Raw genomic sequence first — 16,893 nt, 5'->3', positions numbered from 1 at the left:
AAGATCGGCCGTCCGCGCCAGGTCTACACCGGTAGCGACGTGCGCGACTACCAGGGCTGATCGCCCCGCGTGAGTTGTGAGAAGAACGCCCCGCATCCGCGGGGCGTTTTTTTGTTTGACGATGACTCCAGCCCGGCACTTCGCTGGACTGCGCCCAGGCCCGCTACAGCAGGTTTATCAAGGACTTAGGCGCGTCCATCATATGCCGGTGCTTTCCGAAACTTGACCCGGCTTCCGGTCGCGTGGCTCCCATGTGGCTCTTGGAAACCGAGGTTTCCGAGGAGTCATNNTCAAACTCACCAAATCCGCTGTCGATGCCGCCAAGCCCCAGGCGCAGGCCATCGAACTGCGGGACACCGTGGTGCCCGGCTTCCTGTGCAAGATCACCCCGGCCGGCCGCAAGGTGTTCATGCTCCAGTACCGGACGAACGCCGGCGAGCGCCGCAAGCCGGCCCTGGGCCAGTACGGCGAACTGACCGTCGAGCAGGCCCGTGTCATGGCGCAGGAGTGGCTGGCCGAGGTGCGCCGGGGCGGCGACCCCAGCGCGGCTAAGGCCGCCGCCCGCAAGGCACAGACCATGAAGGAGTATTGCCACACCTTCATGGAGGACTACTCCAAGCAGCGCAACAAGCCCAGCACGCAGCGCGGCTATCAGGGCGTCATCGACCGCTGCATCATCCCGATCATGGGCCGGATGAAGGTGCAGGACGTGAAGCGCCCGGACGTGGCCGCGCTGATGAAGAAGCTGGCCCACAAGCCGGCCGAGGCGAACCGCACCTTCGGCGTGTTGCGCAAGATGTTCAACCTGGCCGAAGTGTGGGGGTTGCGCCCGGACGGCACAAACCCGTGCCGCCACGTCCCGATGTTTCCGCCCGGCAAGGAAACCCGGCTCATCGTGGACGATGAACTGGTGCGGATCTTCCGTCACCTAGAGCACTTGGAAGCCGAGGGACTGGAGAACTACGTCATCCCGCTGGCGATCCGCCTGCAATTCGAGTTTGCCGCCCGCCGCTCCGAAATCTGCCCGCTCGAATGGGGCTGGGTTGATCTGGAAAAGCGCCGCGTCGTCTGGCCCGACAGCAAGACCGGCGGCATTTCCAAACCCATGAGCGAGGAAGCCTATCGGCTGCTTTCGACGGCGCCGCGCCGGGAGGGCTCCCCCTACGTCCTGCCGTCGCCCAACGACCCGGCCCGGCATCTGACGCATGGCGAACACTATGGCGGCTGGAAGCGCGTGCTCAAGGCCGCGGGCGTGCCGCACGTCGGCACGCACGGCATCCGCCATCGAGCGACGACCGACATTGCCAACTCAGGCGTGCCAACCAAAGTGGGCATGAAGCTCACAGGTCACAAGACCGTTGCGATGTTTATGCACTACGTACATACCGAGGACAAGCCGGTGCGAGATGCCGCCGAGCTGGTGGCGAATCGGCGGCTGGCGATTACCGGGGCGTCCCGTTCTATGGAGGTGACAGCATGACAAGGAAGACGCCCGCAGCAGTGGGGAATCCGCCGCCTTACCGGGGCTGGATATGCTGGCATCCAGGGCGGCATCGTGGAACTGCTGGATGCCGCGCGCCAAGCAGCGGCGGGCAGTGTCAATGCGCTGATGACGACCAGCTATTGGGAGATTGGCCGCCGGATCGTGGAAGCCGAGCAGAAAGGCAGGCGGCGGGCTGGTTACGGCGAGCAGTTGATGGCGCGGTTGTCCGCCGGTCTGACGGCGCGCTTTGGGCGCGGGTTCAGCCCGGACAACCTGGAAAACATGCGGCGCTTCTTTGCCGCTTACCCCCTTGAGGCAATTTCCAAGACGCTGTCTCGGAAATTTGACCTCTCCGAACTGGCCCTGGTCTTCAGGTTGCTGTGGTCGGCCTATGTCCGGCTGCTGGCGGTCAAGGATGACCATACCCGTCGGTTTTACGAGGCCGAGGCGCCGCGCGGTGCGCCAGCTCGAATGGCAGATCGGCAGCCACTTCTATGAGCGCACCGCCAAAGCCTGACGATGCAATCAAGAGCTCGTATGAGTTGGAGTCACTGAACCGCAAGGACGAATATTCGGAATCTGATATTAAACAGCAGTCGACCAGCGGATGGTGGATTTCTCCCGGAGCTTGGCAAAGGCTGCACCTTTGCCGACGACAGCGTCGATTGCGTATCGGCCGGACATGGTGCCGGGTGGGTCTCTACCGGCACCACTCGATCAAACCCTTCTTTACCCAGAAGTGACAGGAACATGCCCGATGCTGGTGGATGGAGGGCGACATGGTTGGTCGCCCCCAGAAGTCTGTTTCGACAGACCACCGGGGTCGTCGATCCGGGTTAAGGGAAAGTGATATCTGCACGCCACAACCGCCGGGGCAGCTCATGCAAGCCCACTTCTTGACGCCGGTGTCGATGACCAGCCACAGCTCTCCCGGCGGCACGGCATTATTGCCCGGATGCTGCGCAACCGGGTAAACGAGCAGGTTGTACTGCAGCCACCCGAGCCGGCGCAGCGCTCGCGCGATAAGTCGCTTCATGGTCATCCGATCACCCCAAGAAATGGGTTGACATCGCCGCGTCCCCAGCTCGCCTGGCTGGCACAAACCGGGCAAGACGCCAAGGGTCGGCAGGTCATGGTGCGATCCACTACGCGGTCAAAGCGGCGAATCCTGTTGTGCGACATGCCCGCAGGACCGCGAAAACCGGTCAGTCCCTGAATGAGCTCATCGACGGCCGCGCAGGCGATGGCCGTGGTGAACGTGACCACCGCAGGCGCCGGGTCGCCGCCGCCGTCCACATAGGCTTCCGCCTTACGCCGCTCGAACTCGGCCGGGTCGCTGCGCCGGAGTCCTTCGGCCGCAGCGCGGCGCGGATCGGCTACTCCCAGACACATGAGACAAGGTTTGCCGGGCCCAATCGTCGACACGCGCCCCGTCATGTCGAAGTCCGCGCCGCTGCGTGCCGCGCGCATGCGCAGGCCCACATCGATCAGCGGGATGCCGTAGTAGTGCGCCAAGCGGTTAAGCGTCAGCCGCCCCTGATGGTCGTCGGTACAGCCGAAAAGCACGTCGCAGGAGCGCAGCAGATCGCGCAGATCAGGATGGCCGACCCACTCGTCTTTGGTGACGACCTGGGTGCCGAGACCCGCGGCGCGAATCTCGCGCGCGAGGATGTCCACCTTGGCCAAGCCGGCGTCCACATCTGCGGTGCGCGAGCCATGCACGCGGTTGAGATTGGTGACATCAATGGTGTCTTTGTCCATCAGCCCCAGAAAGCCGACGCCCAGCCGCGCCAATAGCATCGCGACAGCACTGCCCGTGCCGCCGCCCCCTACGACACCCACCCGCAGCCCGCGCACGACTGGATTGAACCCTTGGCCGAAGAGCGCGGCCTGCCGCGCCAGGAATTGATCTTCGTCAGCCGCAGCCACCTTGCGCGCGATCTTGATCTGGCTTCCTACCAGCGAGATCGAGGATGCCATGACCGTCTTGCCGGGGGCAGTCCAGAGCCTGCCCGCGATGGCGTCATCGCGGCCGAACACCATGCTGGCTAGGCCGGAAACGCCCTTGTTGAACGTCGTCCGGGCCAGCTCCGACTCGTTTCGGTCATCCTGGTCGGAGAAGAACGCTGCCGCGTTCGGATGCGTGTGTACCAGGCCCGCAACCAAGCCCCGTTCTTTCGCGATGCCGAGAATGCGCATGAAGCCTCGGGTGGACCATGTGACATGGACAGGCGATGCGGAGACCATTTCATCGGCCGCGACGGGGATGACTTCGTGCGAGATCAATCTGGTGCGAGGCACTCCCGACCAGGGGTCTGCCGAGATGTCAGCCTTGCCGAACAGCACGTAGGCGGACGCCTCGGCACCGTTTTCCCTTTGCAGCAGCAAGCGCAGGGCCGCCTCGTGCGGCTCCAGCAGGACGATGTCCAGAGCGGCCGGCGACATCACTTCGCCTCCGCCAGGGCGTGCTCGATGCGCTTGAGCATAGTGTGCAGGCCGTCGATGCCCGGGCGCCACGCTGTGTTGTGGCGCGACCAGCGCTGCCAGCTGCGGCCCTGGAACGCGTGGGCCTGGTCAGCGCAGGTCGGGTAGCGCCCAACGCTTTGCAGCGTCAGCCACGGGTCGCAATAGAACATGTCCGGCGCAACATCGGGATAGCCCGGCGGCAGGAGAACGAGCACATCGGCCGTGGCGTGGTTGAGCTTTCCGGAGGGCAGCGGCAACTGCTTGAAGATGACGCCCGTGTGCGCGCCGTCGCTCACCATCTCGAAAGCCACGCCATGGCTGCTCAGATAGCGCTGGTCCGCTTCGGGCAGCGTGAGCAGCCCCTCAGTGGTGTCACGGATTAGCGTGATGAAGCGCTCGATGCCCGGCTTACCCAGATCGATCAGGTCGCCGTCGCGGATCAGAATGTCCTGGCCCCCGCCACGCACTTCGAGATAGACGTCGTAGGTCTCTGGTGGGACACCGGCCAGCGCCTTGAGCACGCGGCCGCTGATGCTGGGCTTGCCCCACTCCAGTTGCCGGTCATCGATCGTGAACTTGAACGCGCGATCAGTCTGGAAGATGACGAAACGTTCCGCACCGCGGCCGCGCAGATCGTAGGTTTCGTCCAGACGCAGGTCCTCGAACTCGCCAGAGGTCAAAATCGCATAAACGCTGTACTCATCGGCCGGGCGCGATCCGGCGGCCTGAAGGATCTGGCGCCCGGTCGGCACCGGATCGGAGAGATCGACGTGACGTTCGTGGAGCTGGTCGTCCAAGACGACGATCCGGTAGAGCGCTGCTGGCCGCAGGCTGCGGCCTTCGCGGATCGCCGCAGCAACATCTTCGACATCGAAGCGGTCATCACCGCTGGTGGTCTGGGTTTGCATTTGATTGCCTCATAGGGAGCCGTCATCTGCGGGATTGCAGGTTTTCTAGCCCCTTACTTGGTCAATCGCAGCCCAGCGGCAGACCGGAAAGGTCGATCAGAGTTTTTCTTGTACCCACCCCCCTCCGGGCAACTCGCCGCAGAGGAAGAAGTGCGGGCAGCGCGGACAGCTACGAGCCTCGGGCTTAGAGGGGAACTGCCCGGCCTGCATTGCCTGAAGGAAGGCCTGCAGCTTCTCGCGCCTGGATTCCAGCTTGCGCGACGTGATTTCCATCGGCTGGATGGTTTCGCTGGTAAGGTAGGTCACCTCGACCTGCGCATGTGGTCCATAAGCCTGGACGGCGGCGAGTTGGAGAATTGTGTACTCAATATCATCGAAGGCGTTCGAGCGCTGCTTGCCCGTCATGACGCGCCGCACCGTGACCCGGCCACCGGCTCCGTGAGCTACACTATCCGGGGTTACGAGGATCTCGCCCTCGGCCCAACCCAGCGAGATCGGTGGCGCCGGCGCGGCCACGTCACGATTCCGGCTCTCGATGAGGAAATCGACGAGCCGCTTGCCGATGCGGCGGTAGTCCTCCGCATATCCATGCTCTGTCGCACCCTTGGAGCACCAGGCCTCCTCGAAGCGTGCAGCCAGCTCGTCGACCGTGGGACTTGTCGTCTCGTGCTCCCGTTTCAACCAATCGAACACGTCGCTCACGACGTTGTGCATCTTCATGAATGCGGTTTCAGTTCGTCGACCTCCAAGCCTCAGCACGTGCGTGTACAAGAAGCGGCGCGGGCACCGCTCGAAGAGGTTGACCTGGATGTCGGTCCATTGGGGACGCCCTTGCCATGTGATGGCGAGCGGGGTGCCCGTCGATGTCGAGCCGGCTTGCAACGGCACCGGTACCGGACGAACAAGGAGTCGGTCGATCGGGGCGATAAACTTGGAGGCGCTACGCGTACGACCATCTGCCTGCCTGGCGTAGGCATACAGCTGCAGCCTATCGCGCGCTCGCGAAAGCGCTACGAAGAACAAGCACTCTTCTTCCTCGTCGTGGCCGGCCTTCACCGCCTCGATGCCGGTCAGCCCCTCCGAACCATGGATCAGACCGTCCGGAGGAAGACAACGCGGCGGCACGTTGTTGCGCGGTAGGCCGGACGTTACCATGCCAGGTAAATGAACGACATCGAACTCCAGCCCCTTGCTTCCGTGGATGGTCATCAAGCGCACTGCTTCGATGTTCTCGGCACTGCGGGGCAACTGGCTCAATCCACGATCCTCAGCGAGCAGAACTAACCGCCTGACGCGATCAAGCAGGCGAACCACTGGCATGCCTTGGCCTCTTGGCTGCCGGCGACAGAAGTTCAAGAACTGCCAGACAGCCAGACTTTGCATGCGACTCTGCGGATCACCAGCCAAATAAAGCGTCTTCGCGAGTCCGAGACCATCAATCGTCCATCCAGCAAGTAAGAGCCAGGGGTCAGTCGATGCGTTCACACCTGCAAAGAGCGCGGACAGGCGAGATAGCGCTTCTCGACTGCAGTCTGTCAGGCCATCCACTCCGGCATGTATTGCCAACCAATCCAGCGAAGCTGGATTCGTCGTCCGCAGCCGCTCAATGACCCGCATGACATCCTTCAAGGGCATTTGGTGCCGAGCCATGGTTGCCACGCGCACCATCGCGGCCGCCCGCGGGTCGGTCGCCAGCGAGAGCAAGGCCAGCAGATCCTTGATTTCCGGCCTCTCGAACAAGCTGCCCAAGTGCAGCGCGGGAATGCCCCGGGCCTCAAGACCTTCTGCAATGGCGTTCAGGCGCGCATTGGACGCGCACAGCACCGCCTGGCCACCATAGGCAATGCCCTGCTCGTGCAGGGCCGTGATCGACGCGGCAAGCGCGGAGATTTCATCGTCAGCCGACCCGGCAACGCGAAGCTCAACCCGTTCTCCTGTGGAGCCGCGGTCGGCCTGCAGGTTCAGCGGCAACGCACCGGCGGATGCTTGCATGCCGCGCGCGAACTCGGTGAACACATCGACGATCCGTTCGTCGGAGCGATAGTTGACGCCCAGCTGTGCGGCCTGCGCGCCGGGGAAGTCGATCGCAAAGCGCGCGATGTTCGTCGCAGAGGCGCCGCGGAAGCGGTAGATGGATTGGCGTGCATCGCCGACAACCCACAGGTTGCGGCCGTCGCTGACGATGGCCTTCAGGAGCCGGACCGAGGCGCGGTTGACATCTTGGTATTCATCTACCAGTACATGCTCATGGCGAGCACGCAGGGCATCCCTTACCTCGGCGCTGCCCTCGACAAGACGAACCGGCAGCGCGACCAGGTCACCGAAGTCCAGCAGCTGGCGCGCGGTCAGCAGCCGTTCGTACGCCTCGAAGAGCGTGGCGACCTCCAGGCACTTCTGCGCACGAACCTTCGCGTCCTGGTCGGTCCCTGCTCGATCCGCCATCGACTGCGCGAGGGCGCGATAGCCTGCTGCATCGACAACCTCATCCTTGGCGCGCGAGATCGCGCTCAGCATGTCGCTTAAATCCAGGGCCGGGTCCCAGAGGTTGCGATAGTGCTTCAGGTCGAGCCGCGGAAACTCGTCCTCCAGGAGTTCAATGGCCTCCGTCCGGTCGATCAATCGTGGGTCCGGCGGCAGCGCCAGTCGGTCGTGAAAGCGGCGAACGATGTCCAGCCCGAATGCGTGGAATGTGCCGATCCACATCGCCGCCGCCGCGAGAGGATTGCTCGCGGCAATCCTCTCGCACAGTTCATTGGCCGCCTTGTTGGAGAAGGTGAGTACCAGGATCGTGGTGGGATCGACGCCGTCCGCAAGCAACCCTTCGATGCGACGAACAAGCGTCCGCGTCTTGCCCGTACCCGGCCCTGCCTGCAGCTGAAACGCCAAGCCACGATGTGCTGCCGCCTGAGCCTGCGTGGGGTCTGGGGTGAGCGGAGCTGCCACGGCGCCGGCGCCTACGGGGTTCGGCTCTTCGGCCGCTGGCAGCAGCAGTGCATCAAGCAACTGTTGCTGCACCACAGCGAGCGGCGCGCCGAAGCGCATCGCGATCGCGTCGGATGTCAGTCCTTCGTTGACATGCAACTCGCGCAACACAGGACGCGGCAGCAGGAACTCGCGCGCGAAGAGGTCCATCTTCACTTCACGTCGCTCACGCGCCCCGTAGTCAAGGACACGATCGACGCCCACCGGTGCGTCTTCCAGCGATCGGTCGGGCTCGACATCCACCGTCACCACATCGAGCGTGCCACCTTCCAGCACGACATGGCCGAGTTCGTGTGCAATCAAAAACGCGCGCTCGAAGTCTGATCCACGATCCTCGTAGAGGATGCCTCCAGCCTGACAGTCGAACGTGGCTTTGCCTCCCTTAAGCTGTGGGTCTCCTTCTCGCAGCGCGTACACATCCAAGCCGCGATTTGAGGCCTCCTGAAGCGCAAACACTAAAGGCCGGGTCGGATCTCCGCCGGCCGCGACGTTCGCACGGTGCAGGCGTTCTGCTTCCAGTCGAGCGGCCTCGGTGGCGTCCATCGTTCAGTCCGACAGTGCCTTTAGCGTCGCCTGCTGCTCCGGCGTGAGTTGTGAAGTCGCGACAGCTTGGTCGAACGTGATCTGCTCGCCCACACTCGGCTTCACATTTGACCGAAAAGCGTGTCCGGAAACCATGCCCGGTGGCCCCTGCAGGTATGCGTTCACAGATTGAACGGTGACACCCAGTTCTGACGCAAGCTTCTCGACGAATCGGGCAGGAATGGTGGCTGTACGAATGGCCCGATCGCGCACCCGCATGAGGAAGAGGTTACTGACGTCCAGGCTGCGTGCGAGCGACTTGAAGCTGCTCGTATTGAGCTTGGTGAACGGATTCGCAACCTCCGCATCGGGCTGCTGGACAGCCCGCTCGAATCGCTGCCAGGCCTTATCAATCGCGCTGTCCGGCACTTCGGTCGCCGGAACATCGCCTTCTGGCGCCTCATAAAGCAGATCGATCGAACAGTCGATCAGCGCGGTCGCATGCTGCGGGTACTCCCTAATGTAGCGTTCAAGCGTTTCCCGGCCATGGTTGGGCTCCATGGAGAACGCCATCAGCACAGATTCCTCGTCTGCAGCGAAAGGCTTTGACGTACTCATGCGTCCTCCTGCAGAACAGACCTGAGGGTCTTGTAGGCACGGTCGCGGCGATTGCGCACGGTTCTCTCATCGCACTGGAGCATCTTCGCGATAGTCATGATGTTCGGGTCCTTCGAGTCGATCTGGAAGCCTTGCCGTAGCAAGCCAACGACCCGCCTCTGATCGTCTGGTAATGCGTCAATCGCAGCGTCCAACTCCAACCGGAAAGCCGGGTCGTCAATTTTTTGAGGGTCGCCTCCGAGGAAGTCGGCCGCTGCTGCCTCGACTTCCGGTGAAATGTCCTGACCCTCATTGTCATCCGTGGACAACGGCACTGTAAGGACCGAGGCCGGACCAATCTGCCTCAGCACGGTCTTGCGGAACCGGGCGAATGCTAGGTCGAACCGCACTTCAAAGAAATCCAGCATAGCGAAGCGGCCGCTGCAGTCCTTGGCAATTCGCTCAGCGAATCGGCTCATGACCTCTTCTCGGATGTCTTGTGCCCCGGCCATACGAGAGTCCGGGATCGATGCAAACAGAGACTGCCCGACGCGCTTCATGAGCAGTCCGAAAAGCTGCTTGAACTCGTCCTTTGCGCCTGTCGCATGGGCGCGCCGCAGGAAATATGTCAGTGCTTCCGACGGCACATAGCCGTCGCTCTTCCTCGACGCGACGGTGAAGGCCTGCAGGCGTGTCGCGGCATCGATCGACTCCAGCCTCTGCAAACAGGCGTCGATCTCCGGGGGGCGCGCGAACGGCTCCCCGTTTTTATCCTTGCTTCTCAAGGGTTTCGGCATCGATCTTCTCCTTGCCCGTCAGCCCGCTCTATACATGCGTTCTCTTTTCCACCGTCACCGAACACGAATCGGCAAGGACACCTGCGGCTGGATCGGCACGAGGGTTTTGGCATAGGCACGCAAGATGTCGTTGTAGAGATCAGCATGCTTCGGGGCCTCGACCGAGAGGATCAGTGCATAGCGGATCTTCTCGGCACCAGTGGTGGCCCGGCCGCCGCCGTCGCGGGCGTTGTAGTGAATGTCGAAAACGGGGTTCTTGAGGCTGGAGCCGCGGAAGGTCTTGGCTCCGTGCAGCACAGTTTCCCATTTGCCCTGATCCGAACGCCGCTCCTGCTCGGTGGCGAACTTCTTCAAGTCGAAGAAGCCCTTGGTATCCGCGTTGCTCTTGCCATCCTTGATCTTCTCGTCGTTGGGCCGGAAGACGACTTCGAGGCCGGCCTTGGTGTAGGCCGCGGCATCCTGCGGATCGGTGGGTGAGGCATAGCAGAACGTCGCCTTCAGACGCACATTGCCGAGCAGTCCTTCCTTGGGCAGCGGCAGGCTGGCACGCAAGTACTTACTGGGCTTGAGCTCGCCCTGGTAGACCACGCGGGCCACACCATCCGGGCAGGTGATAATGTCGAGGGTGTCCTCAGGAATCTTGCCCCAACCCACTTCGACCGGATCATGCTCGCCAGGATCGGCCGCGTGAACCAGAAGGGCCTTGATGGCGAGTGGCGTCAGATCTCCGCCCAGGATCGCGCGTACGCCGACCGCGCTACGCAGCAGGTACGGAGCCGCGAAGCTGGTACCCAACTGCGGCGTCAGCACCGGCTTCACGTTCGGCGCCAACACATGAAAGTATTTGGCTGCTGGGTTGCCACCGAACGCCATCAGGTCTGGCTTGATAACCCCAGGGCTGCGGCCCGGCCCGATCGCGCTGTAGGGCGCGCGTGCCCAGCCAGCATCGGTGTCGTCGGCCGCGCCGACCGCGAGCGCATTCACGCAATCCGATGGAACCTGCACGCGGTTGTAGCCGAGCTCGCGGTCCCGGTCTCCGTTATTGCCAACGGCCACCGTCATGAGCGTATCGCCGTCGCTGAGCAACTCGTCGATAACGGACGTCCAAGCGTGGACTTCCCGGTCCTCCACTTCGAGATCTGGGCCCAGGCTCAGGTTGATGAACTCGTAGGACCTCGACAGCAGAACCTGCTCGATGAGACCGAGTGTGCGATACAACTCCAATGGATCTTCGCCGCCCGCCTCCTGGTCCAGCACGCGCAGATGGTCCACCGGGGCGAACGGCCTGCCGACCGTACCGTTGGGCTGGATCGGACCGAACAGCACGGCGGAGGTCACGCCCAAGCCATGCTCCGGGCCGTCCGGATCATCGTCGGCGTCTTCGTCGAGCTTGCGGTACGAGCGCAGCCAGGGGCCGATCGGATGGTGCTTAGGCAGGCCACCGTCCAGGATGGCGACACGAGGTTCGGATGAAAGGGCCTGTTCGGTGGGGAGGCTGCATCCCACTGAGGGCCCACCACTGCGTTGCAAGGGACGGATACCACGCAGCTTTGGCACGGGACGGATCACCCGCACGAAGGCGAAGCTGGCCAACCGCTCAATGTCGCGCGGCTTGCCCTCGACCGGCACGAACCACAGATTGCCGGCGATGAAATCGACTTCACTGTGGACCTTCACGCCTTCCTGCTGCGCGAACTTCACGAAAGCCTTCTGGATTAGGCCCGGGTCTTCATCCGGTAGCAGATGTAGGCCTACTTCGAAAAAGCGATCCTTCGGGCCGCCGAGGCCCACGATTCGCTCTGCTGGCGCAAAGGCGGCAAACTGTTCGATGTGGGCAAGATCTTCGCCCTCGTCGGATTCCGCCTCAATGGTTTGCGTCCATCGGGAGAGGTTGCGGAAAGCCTGGCGCTTGCCGGCGACAAACAGTTCGGTCGTTGTGGTTTCATGCGGCTGCCCCTTGCGGGTCCAGGCCTGCGGCTTGACCTTGACGGTACGGCTCCCGATGGACTCCAGTCCCGTACTACGCAGTAGTCCTGTCGGAAAATACGAGCGCGCAATGAAGCTGGGATTCATCATCAGCCGGGCTACCGCGAAGTCGCCCGGGCAAGCGTCAGCAGATAGCTCGTCCAGCGCCTTGCTTGCACTGCGGAACTGAGGAACCATTCGCTCCCTCGCCTGCGCGAACGTGTAGACCTCGGCCTTGCCTGGCATGCGCTTCGGACCGACGATGTCATGGGTCAGCAGCTCGCCACGACCGATCAGGAAATTGGTTTGGCTCATGCGTCAGCCTTTCTCCGTTGTGCGGCCTTTCGTACCGCAGACGTCTCATTGGTGTACTTTCGGATCGTGTCCCGGCTCACCCCGGTGATGTCGGAAACAGTGTGCTGGGACAGGCGGGTCTGCTTGGCCAGCATCACTGCCAGGTCGATGCGGCCCTGCCTATCGAGCGCCAAAGCACGCGCCTTCATGAAGTCTTCGACCAGATCAGCGTCGGTGGTCGTGCCCAGCGCCACGGCACGCCGGAAGCGCTGCACGTCGCGCTCGATGTCGCTGAACGAATGGCCGGCGAATGCAAACACCAGGATGTCGATCCAACGGGCAAAAAGGGCGTAGTCCGGCCCCAGGAATCGCTTGATGGCTTCCTTGACTGCCTGTTCATCGGGCGTCTTGAACTGGACTACCAGGTCGAAGCGTCGCCACAGCGCGGGATCGATCAGTTCCGGGTGGTTGGTGGCCGCCAGCAATACACTGCTGGCAGGCCATTCGTCGACTTCTTGCAGGATCACCGTGACCAGGCGCTTGAGTTCGCCTACGTCGCTGTCATCGCTGCGTCGCTTGGCGATAGCGTCGATTTCGTCCAGCAGCAGCACGCAAGGCTCGCGTTTGGCGAAATCGATGGCCGCCCGCAGGTTGGTGCCGCTCTTGCCTAGCAGGCTGCTCATCACGGCTGTCAGGTCGAGCACGTACAGCGGCACCTTCAATTGCGCGGCCAGCCAGCGGGCCGTGAGTGTCTTGCCGACCCCGGGCGGCCCCACAAAGATGGCCGAGCGGGTCGGCGTCAGCCCCATGGCCTGAAGTCGATCGCTCTGCCGGCGCTCGGCGATGAGTTGCCCCAGTGAATCCTCGACATCGCCGGACAGCAGCGGCGCATCTGTCGTCGGTTCGTCCTTGAACACCTTCAGGAGAGAGAGACGGGATTCGTCGTCAACCGGCAAGGCGTGGGCCGTTGGCGGCTGAGGCGACAGCTTGCGCATGGGAGAGACACTGCGTACTGGCTTCGACTTCAGGAACAGTTCGAGCTGCTCGGCCAAGTCGGGCGCCGTCCCTCGGTACTTGCGGACTAGCCGCGCCGTGAACAGGCGCACATCCTCACTCTGCTCGGCCAAAGCCAGGCGGACCATCTGGGCTAAATCTGAATGCTCTTCTCTCATTTCGCCCGCAACCTCGATAACTAATTGATTTATATTGAAAAATAAAAATTCTTCAATGGACTAAAGTAATTATCTCATAAAGCGAGGTCAAGTGGTAAGAGAGGCTGCGGCAGTAGCGGTCACAGCGCCGTCGTCGACTGGCAGGTTTGCCGTCTAGCGTGATCTGCAATTCCACGCTGAGAAGCGCCTGAGCGCCTATGCGCGCCTGGTCGGGCGGGGTGTCGTATGACCGGCCATCAGGGCTTGAGCAAGTCCGGCGGGCAGTCGGCGAACGCCGGCTGGGCCTTGCCCATCGGAATGGTGATGGCTTCATCGCCGCTGAGGATGGCCATCATCATGGCGATCATGGTCCTCAGGCCGTTCGAGTTACGCAGCACCTCCAGGCCAGATGCACGGGGAGCCGTCGAAATCGGCGCCGTCGAGCAGTTCGTTGAACCGTTCGTGCAAGGCCTCCGAGCGCTGGAACATGTGTTCCAGGGGATCGTTGGAATCGGCGTGTTCTGTCTCGGGCATAGCGTCATCGTAAAGGCCACTTTGCGTTCGGGCGTCCCCGGCCATCTGAGCAATGGCCGGTCGCGCTGTCGTGCGCGTAGCGCATCGAGCCTCGCTGCGCGAGTCTCGCCCCTATCTGGCTTCCATCGTTCCCTCGCTCCGCTCGGCTGACGCCTTCGGCCCGGCTTCCAGCTTCGGGCCTGCGCGCTTCGCTTGCGTGCGGTTGGCACACCAGGGATGGCCGTTGCCTTGTCCAGCCATCTCCCCTGACTTCATCACCTTACCCGCGACCGTAGCCCGCTCCCGTGTGCCGTCAAGGCGCGCAGGGCCGTGTCCTCGGCTGCGCCTGCGGGCCGCACCAACCCTGCGCTTGCTTCCTTGACGGCCCCCGTCCGCGCGCTCCTTTGGCCGCGGGCGATGAACTCAGGAAAGACGGTGGCAACAGGGCCAACCGGGTTCCTCGTGCCGACCGCACCGAACAGTCGAAAGGCTGGGCTCCGAATCTAGGAATCCGGTGTGCGGTTTGAACAGCAAACCCTTTTCGTCAGGAGAAAGACCATGCAACTCGCATCCCGATTCGCTTCCCGTTCCCCGTCGCTGCGCAGCGATTACCCGCTGTCCGACGATCAAATCCGCACGGTCGCGCCGTCCATCTTCGCGGACGCCCCGCACGAAAGCCGTTCCGAGCGGTACGCCTATATCCCGACCGCCGCCGTGCTGGCGGAACTGCGCAAGGAAGGGTTTGAACCCTTCATGGCAGCACAGACCCGCGTGCGGCACGACGATCGCCGCGACTACACCAAACACATGCTGCGCCTGCGCCACGCCAGCCAGATCAACGGCGCGGAGGCTAACGAAATCGTGCTGCTGAACTCGCATGACGGCACCAGCAGCTATCAGATGTTGGCCGGAATGTTCCGGTTCGTGTGCAGCAATGGCCTTGTCTGCGGTGACACCGTGGCCGATGTGCGAGTGCCTCACAAAGGCGACGTGGCAGGTTCCGTCATCGAAGGCGCTTACGAAGTCTTGCGCGGCTTCGACCGCGTGCAGGAATCCCGCGATGCCATGCGCGCCATCACCTTGAACGATGGCGAATCCGAAGTGTTCGCCCGCGCCGCGCTGGCCCTCAAGTACGACGACCCCGACAAGCCCGCGCCCATCACGGAATCGCAAATCCTGATGCCGCGCCGCTTTGATGACCGCCGCCCGGACTTGTGGAGCGTATTCAACCGCACGCAAGAGAACCTGACCCAAGGCGGCCTGCGCGGACGCAGCGCCAACGGACGCCGCCAGCAAACCCGCCCGGTGCAGGGCATCGACCAAAACATCCGCCTCAACCGTGCGCTTTGGCTGCTGGCCGATGGCATGCGCCAGTTGAAAGCCTGAATCCCCACGCGGCAGGGGCAGGCAGCAGCCCTTGCCGCTTCTCTCGCTGCTGCATCCCTAGCCGCAAGGAGTTATCACCATGAACGCCGTTACCCAAATCGAAACCCGTGCCATCGAAACCGCCGCGCCGCTGGAAGTGGCCGACCCGACCAAGAACCTGATTTTGGTTCCGCTCTCGCAGTTGCTGCCGCGCCGCTCCAAGCGCAATGCACGCAAGACCCCGCGCCTGTCCATTCCCGAACTGGCCGCGAGCATCGCCCGCATCGGTCTGCTGCAAAACCTCGTCGTCATCCTGTCCGCCGATGGCGAGCAATACGAAGTGGTGGCCGGCGACCGCCGACTGACCGCGTTGAAGCTGCTGGCGAAGAAGAAGCGCATTGCCGCCGACTTTGAGGTGCCTTGCCTGCTGGTGCCCGACGCTTCGGCCCGTACCGTCAGCCTCGCGGAAAACCTGCTGCGCGAGCAGATGCACCCGGCCGACCAGTTCGAGGCGTTCGCCGCGCTGGTCAAGGAAGGCCGGCCCATCGAGGACATTGCCGCCGACTTCGGCGTGTCCCCGCTGGTGGTGCAGCGCCGCTTGAAGCTGGCCAACGTCTCGTCGCGCCTGCTGGCCGACTACCGGGCCGCAGCCGTCACGCTGGAACAGTTGATGGCCCTGACCATCACCGACGACCACGCCGCGCAGGAAGCCGCGTTCTACGGTGCGCCCGAATGGCAGCGTGGCGCGTCCGCGCTGCGCGAACGCCTGACCGAACGCGAAATCGACGCCACGCACCCGCTGGTGCGCTTCGCCGGGCTGGACGCCTACACGGCGGCGGGCGGCGGCATCCGCCGCGACCTGTTCGCGGAAGGCGATGCCGGAACCTACCTGACCGACGCCGTGCTGCTGGAAACGCTGGTGCGCGACAAGCTGGATGCGCTGGCCGGGGACGTGCGCGCCGAGGGTTGGGCATGGGTCGAAGCCGTGCCGCACATGAGCTACGCCGAGCGGCAGGCGTTCCAGAACGCACCGCGGCAGCGCCGCGAACCGAGCGCCCGCGAAGCACGCCGCATCGCATCGCTGCAAACCCGCCTCGACAAGATCGACGCCGAACTGGAAGAAGCCTACGACGCCGAGGACGAGGACAAGACCGAAGCGCTGGAACCGCGCCGCGAACAGGTCGCCGGGGAACTGCAAGCCGTGGAGGAAGCCTTGCAGGGCTACGCCCCGGACGTGCGCGCCGTGGCCGGTGCCATCGTCACCCTCGACCGCCAGGGCGAAGCCGTGATTCATCGCGGGCTGCTGCGCGAGGCCGAAGCCAAGGCGCTGCGCACGCTGGAACGCTTGCGGCAGGGTTTCGGCGGTGTGGAAGGCGACGCCGGGAACGACGACGAAGGCGAGGACGCCGAGCAGCCCAAGGCCGCGAGCCTGTCCGACCGGCTGGCGCAGCGGTTGAGCGCGCACCGTACCGCCGCGCTGCAAATCGAAGTGGCCCGGCATCCGCAAATCGCGCTGGCCGCGCTGGTGCATGGCATGGTGCAGGCCGTCTTGCAGGACAGCCACTACGGCCACGACTTGCCGCTGGGCGTGCGCCTCACCGTGCAAGACCGGCTGGAAGGCATGGCCCCGGACTGGCCGGAATCGCCTGCCGCCGTGGCGCTGCGCGAACTGCAGCAGGTCGCGGGCGAAGCGCTGCCGCAGGACAGCGCCGAACTGTTCGCCGCGCTGCTGGCGATGAAGCAAGGCGAACTGGTGCGACTGCTGGCCGTGTGCGTGGCTTCCACGGTGGACGTGGTGACGCCTCGCGCTACGACGCACCAGCCGGGCGCGGAACTGGCGCAGGCCGTGG

General features: G+C 63.6%; 13 protein-coding genes and 1 pseudogene. 4 read left to right on the top strand and 10 right to left on the bottom strand.

Features of this window, described 5'->3' with window-relative positions:
• Positions 1–286: 286 nt before the first annotated feature.
• Together B3446_RS11360 and B3446_RS11355 are read left to right on the top strand one after the other, a co-directional pair.
• Positions 287–1,480, top strand: coding sequence for a tyrosine-type recombinase/integrase (locus B3446_RS11360; protein ID WP_291381059.1), 1,194 nt, complete (start codon positions 287–289; stop codon positions 1,478–1,480).
• Positions 1,477–2,196, top strand: a pseudogene (locus tag B3446_RS11355) (PDDEXK nuclease domain-containing protein); the annotation flags it as partial. The gene B3446_RS11360 and the pseudogene B3446_RS11355, both read left to right, overlap by 4 nt.
• Here B3446_RS11355 and B3446_RS11350 read toward each other — a convergent pair.
• The 10 genes from B3446_RS11350 to B3446_RS11310 all read right to left on the bottom strand — a co-directional run bounded on the left by B3446_RS11350 (position 2,184) and on the right by B3446_RS11310 (position 13,699).
• Positions 2,184–2,366 (bottom strand): DUF6527 family protein, encoded by a 183-nt coding sequence (locus tag B3446_RS11350; protein WP_230626872.1) that lies wholly within the window; start codon positions 2,364–2,366, stop codon positions 2,184–2,186. The pseudogene B3446_RS11355 and the gene B3446_RS11350 sit on opposite strands and share 13 nt — an antisense overlap.
• A 155-nt stretch (positions 2,367–2,521) precedes the next feature.
• Positions 2,522–3,928, bottom strand: a complete 1,407-nt coding sequence (locus tag B3446_RS11345; RefSeq protein WP_033948202.1) for a ThiF family adenylyltransferase — start codon at positions 3,926–3,928, stop codon at positions 2,522–2,524.
• Positions 3,928–4,857 (bottom strand): multiubiquitin domain-containing protein, encoded by a 930-nt coding sequence (locus B3446_RS11340; protein WP_019184000.1) that lies wholly within the window; start codon positions 4,855–4,857, stop codon positions 3,928–3,930. The genes B3446_RS11345 and B3446_RS11340 overlap by 1 nt, the downstream gene beginning before the upstream one ends.
• Positions 4,858–4,953: 96 nt before the next feature.
• Positions 4,954–8,382: a UvrD-helicase domain-containing protein gene (locus tag B3446_RS11335; protein ID WP_033948206.1), complete on the bottom strand. Its 3,429-nt coding sequence runs from the start codon at positions 8,380–8,382 to the stop codon at positions 4,954–4,956.
• 3 nt (positions 8,383–8,385) lie between these two features.
• Complete coding sequence (locus tag B3446_RS11330) at positions 8,386–8,979, bottom strand: hypothetical protein (protein ID WP_023082436.1); 594 nt, start codon at positions 8,977–8,979, stop codon at positions 8,386–8,388.
• Positions 8,976–9,755 carry an RNA polymerase subunit sigma-24 gene (locus B3446_RS11325; RefSeq protein ID WP_033948211.1) on the bottom strand — a complete coding sequence of 260 codons (780 nt, stop codon included), beginning with the start codon at positions 9,753–9,755 and terminating at the stop codon, positions 8,976–8,978. Before B3446_RS11325 ends, B3446_RS11330 begins: the two co-directional genes overlap by 4 nt.
• 54 nt (positions 9,756–9,809) lie before the next feature.
• Complete coding sequence (locus B3446_RS11320) at positions 9,810–12,035, bottom strand: S8 family peptidase (protein WP_033948212.1); 2,226 nt, start codon at positions 12,033–12,035, stop codon at positions 9,810–9,812.
• On the bottom strand, positions 12,032–13,156 hold the full coding sequence (locus B3446_RS11315; RefSeq protein WP_023980278.1) for an AAA family ATPase: 1,125 nt from the start codon (positions 13,154–13,156) through the stop codon (positions 12,032–12,034). Before B3446_RS11315 ends, B3446_RS11320 begins: the two co-directional genes overlap by 4 nt.
• A gap of 266 nt (positions 13,157–13,422) precedes the next feature.
• Positions 13,423–13,533, bottom strand: coding sequence for a hypothetical protein (locus B3446_RS28580; protein ID WP_371264243.1), 111 nt, complete (start codon positions 13,531–13,533; stop codon positions 13,423–13,425).
• A gap of 19 nt (positions 13,534–13,552) precedes the next feature.
• Positions 13,553–13,699, bottom strand: a complete 147-nt coding sequence (locus B3446_RS11310) for a hypothetical protein (protein WP_021156355.1) — start codon at positions 13,697–13,699, stop codon at positions 13,553–13,555.
• Positions 13,700–14,236: 537 nt separating this feature from the next.
• Here B3446_RS11310 and B3446_RS11305 point away from each other — a divergent pair.
• Both B3446_RS11305 and B3446_RS11300 read left to right on the top strand, forming a co-directional pair.
• Complete coding sequence (locus B3446_RS11305) at positions 14,237–15,064, top strand: DUF932 domain-containing protein (RefSeq protein ID WP_033948216.1); 828 nt, start codon at positions 14,237–14,239, stop codon at positions 15,062–15,064.
• Between the two features lie 79 nt (positions 15,065–15,143).
• A partial coding sequence (locus B3446_RS11300) for a ParB/RepB/Spo0J family partition protein (protein ID WP_291381029.1) occupies positions 15,144–16,893 on the top strand: 1,750 nt, incomplete at its 3' end.

It is taken from the genome of Achromobacter sp. UBA5777 (genome assembly GCF_002418565.1).
Taxonomy (GTDB): domain Bacteria; phylum Pseudomonadota; class Gammaproteobacteria; order Burkholderiales; family Burkholderiaceae_B; genus Achromobacter; species Achromobacter animicus.
The sequence above is the reverse complement of the archived record's forward strand: the minus strand, read 5'-3'. Positions and strand labels throughout refer to the sequence as shown.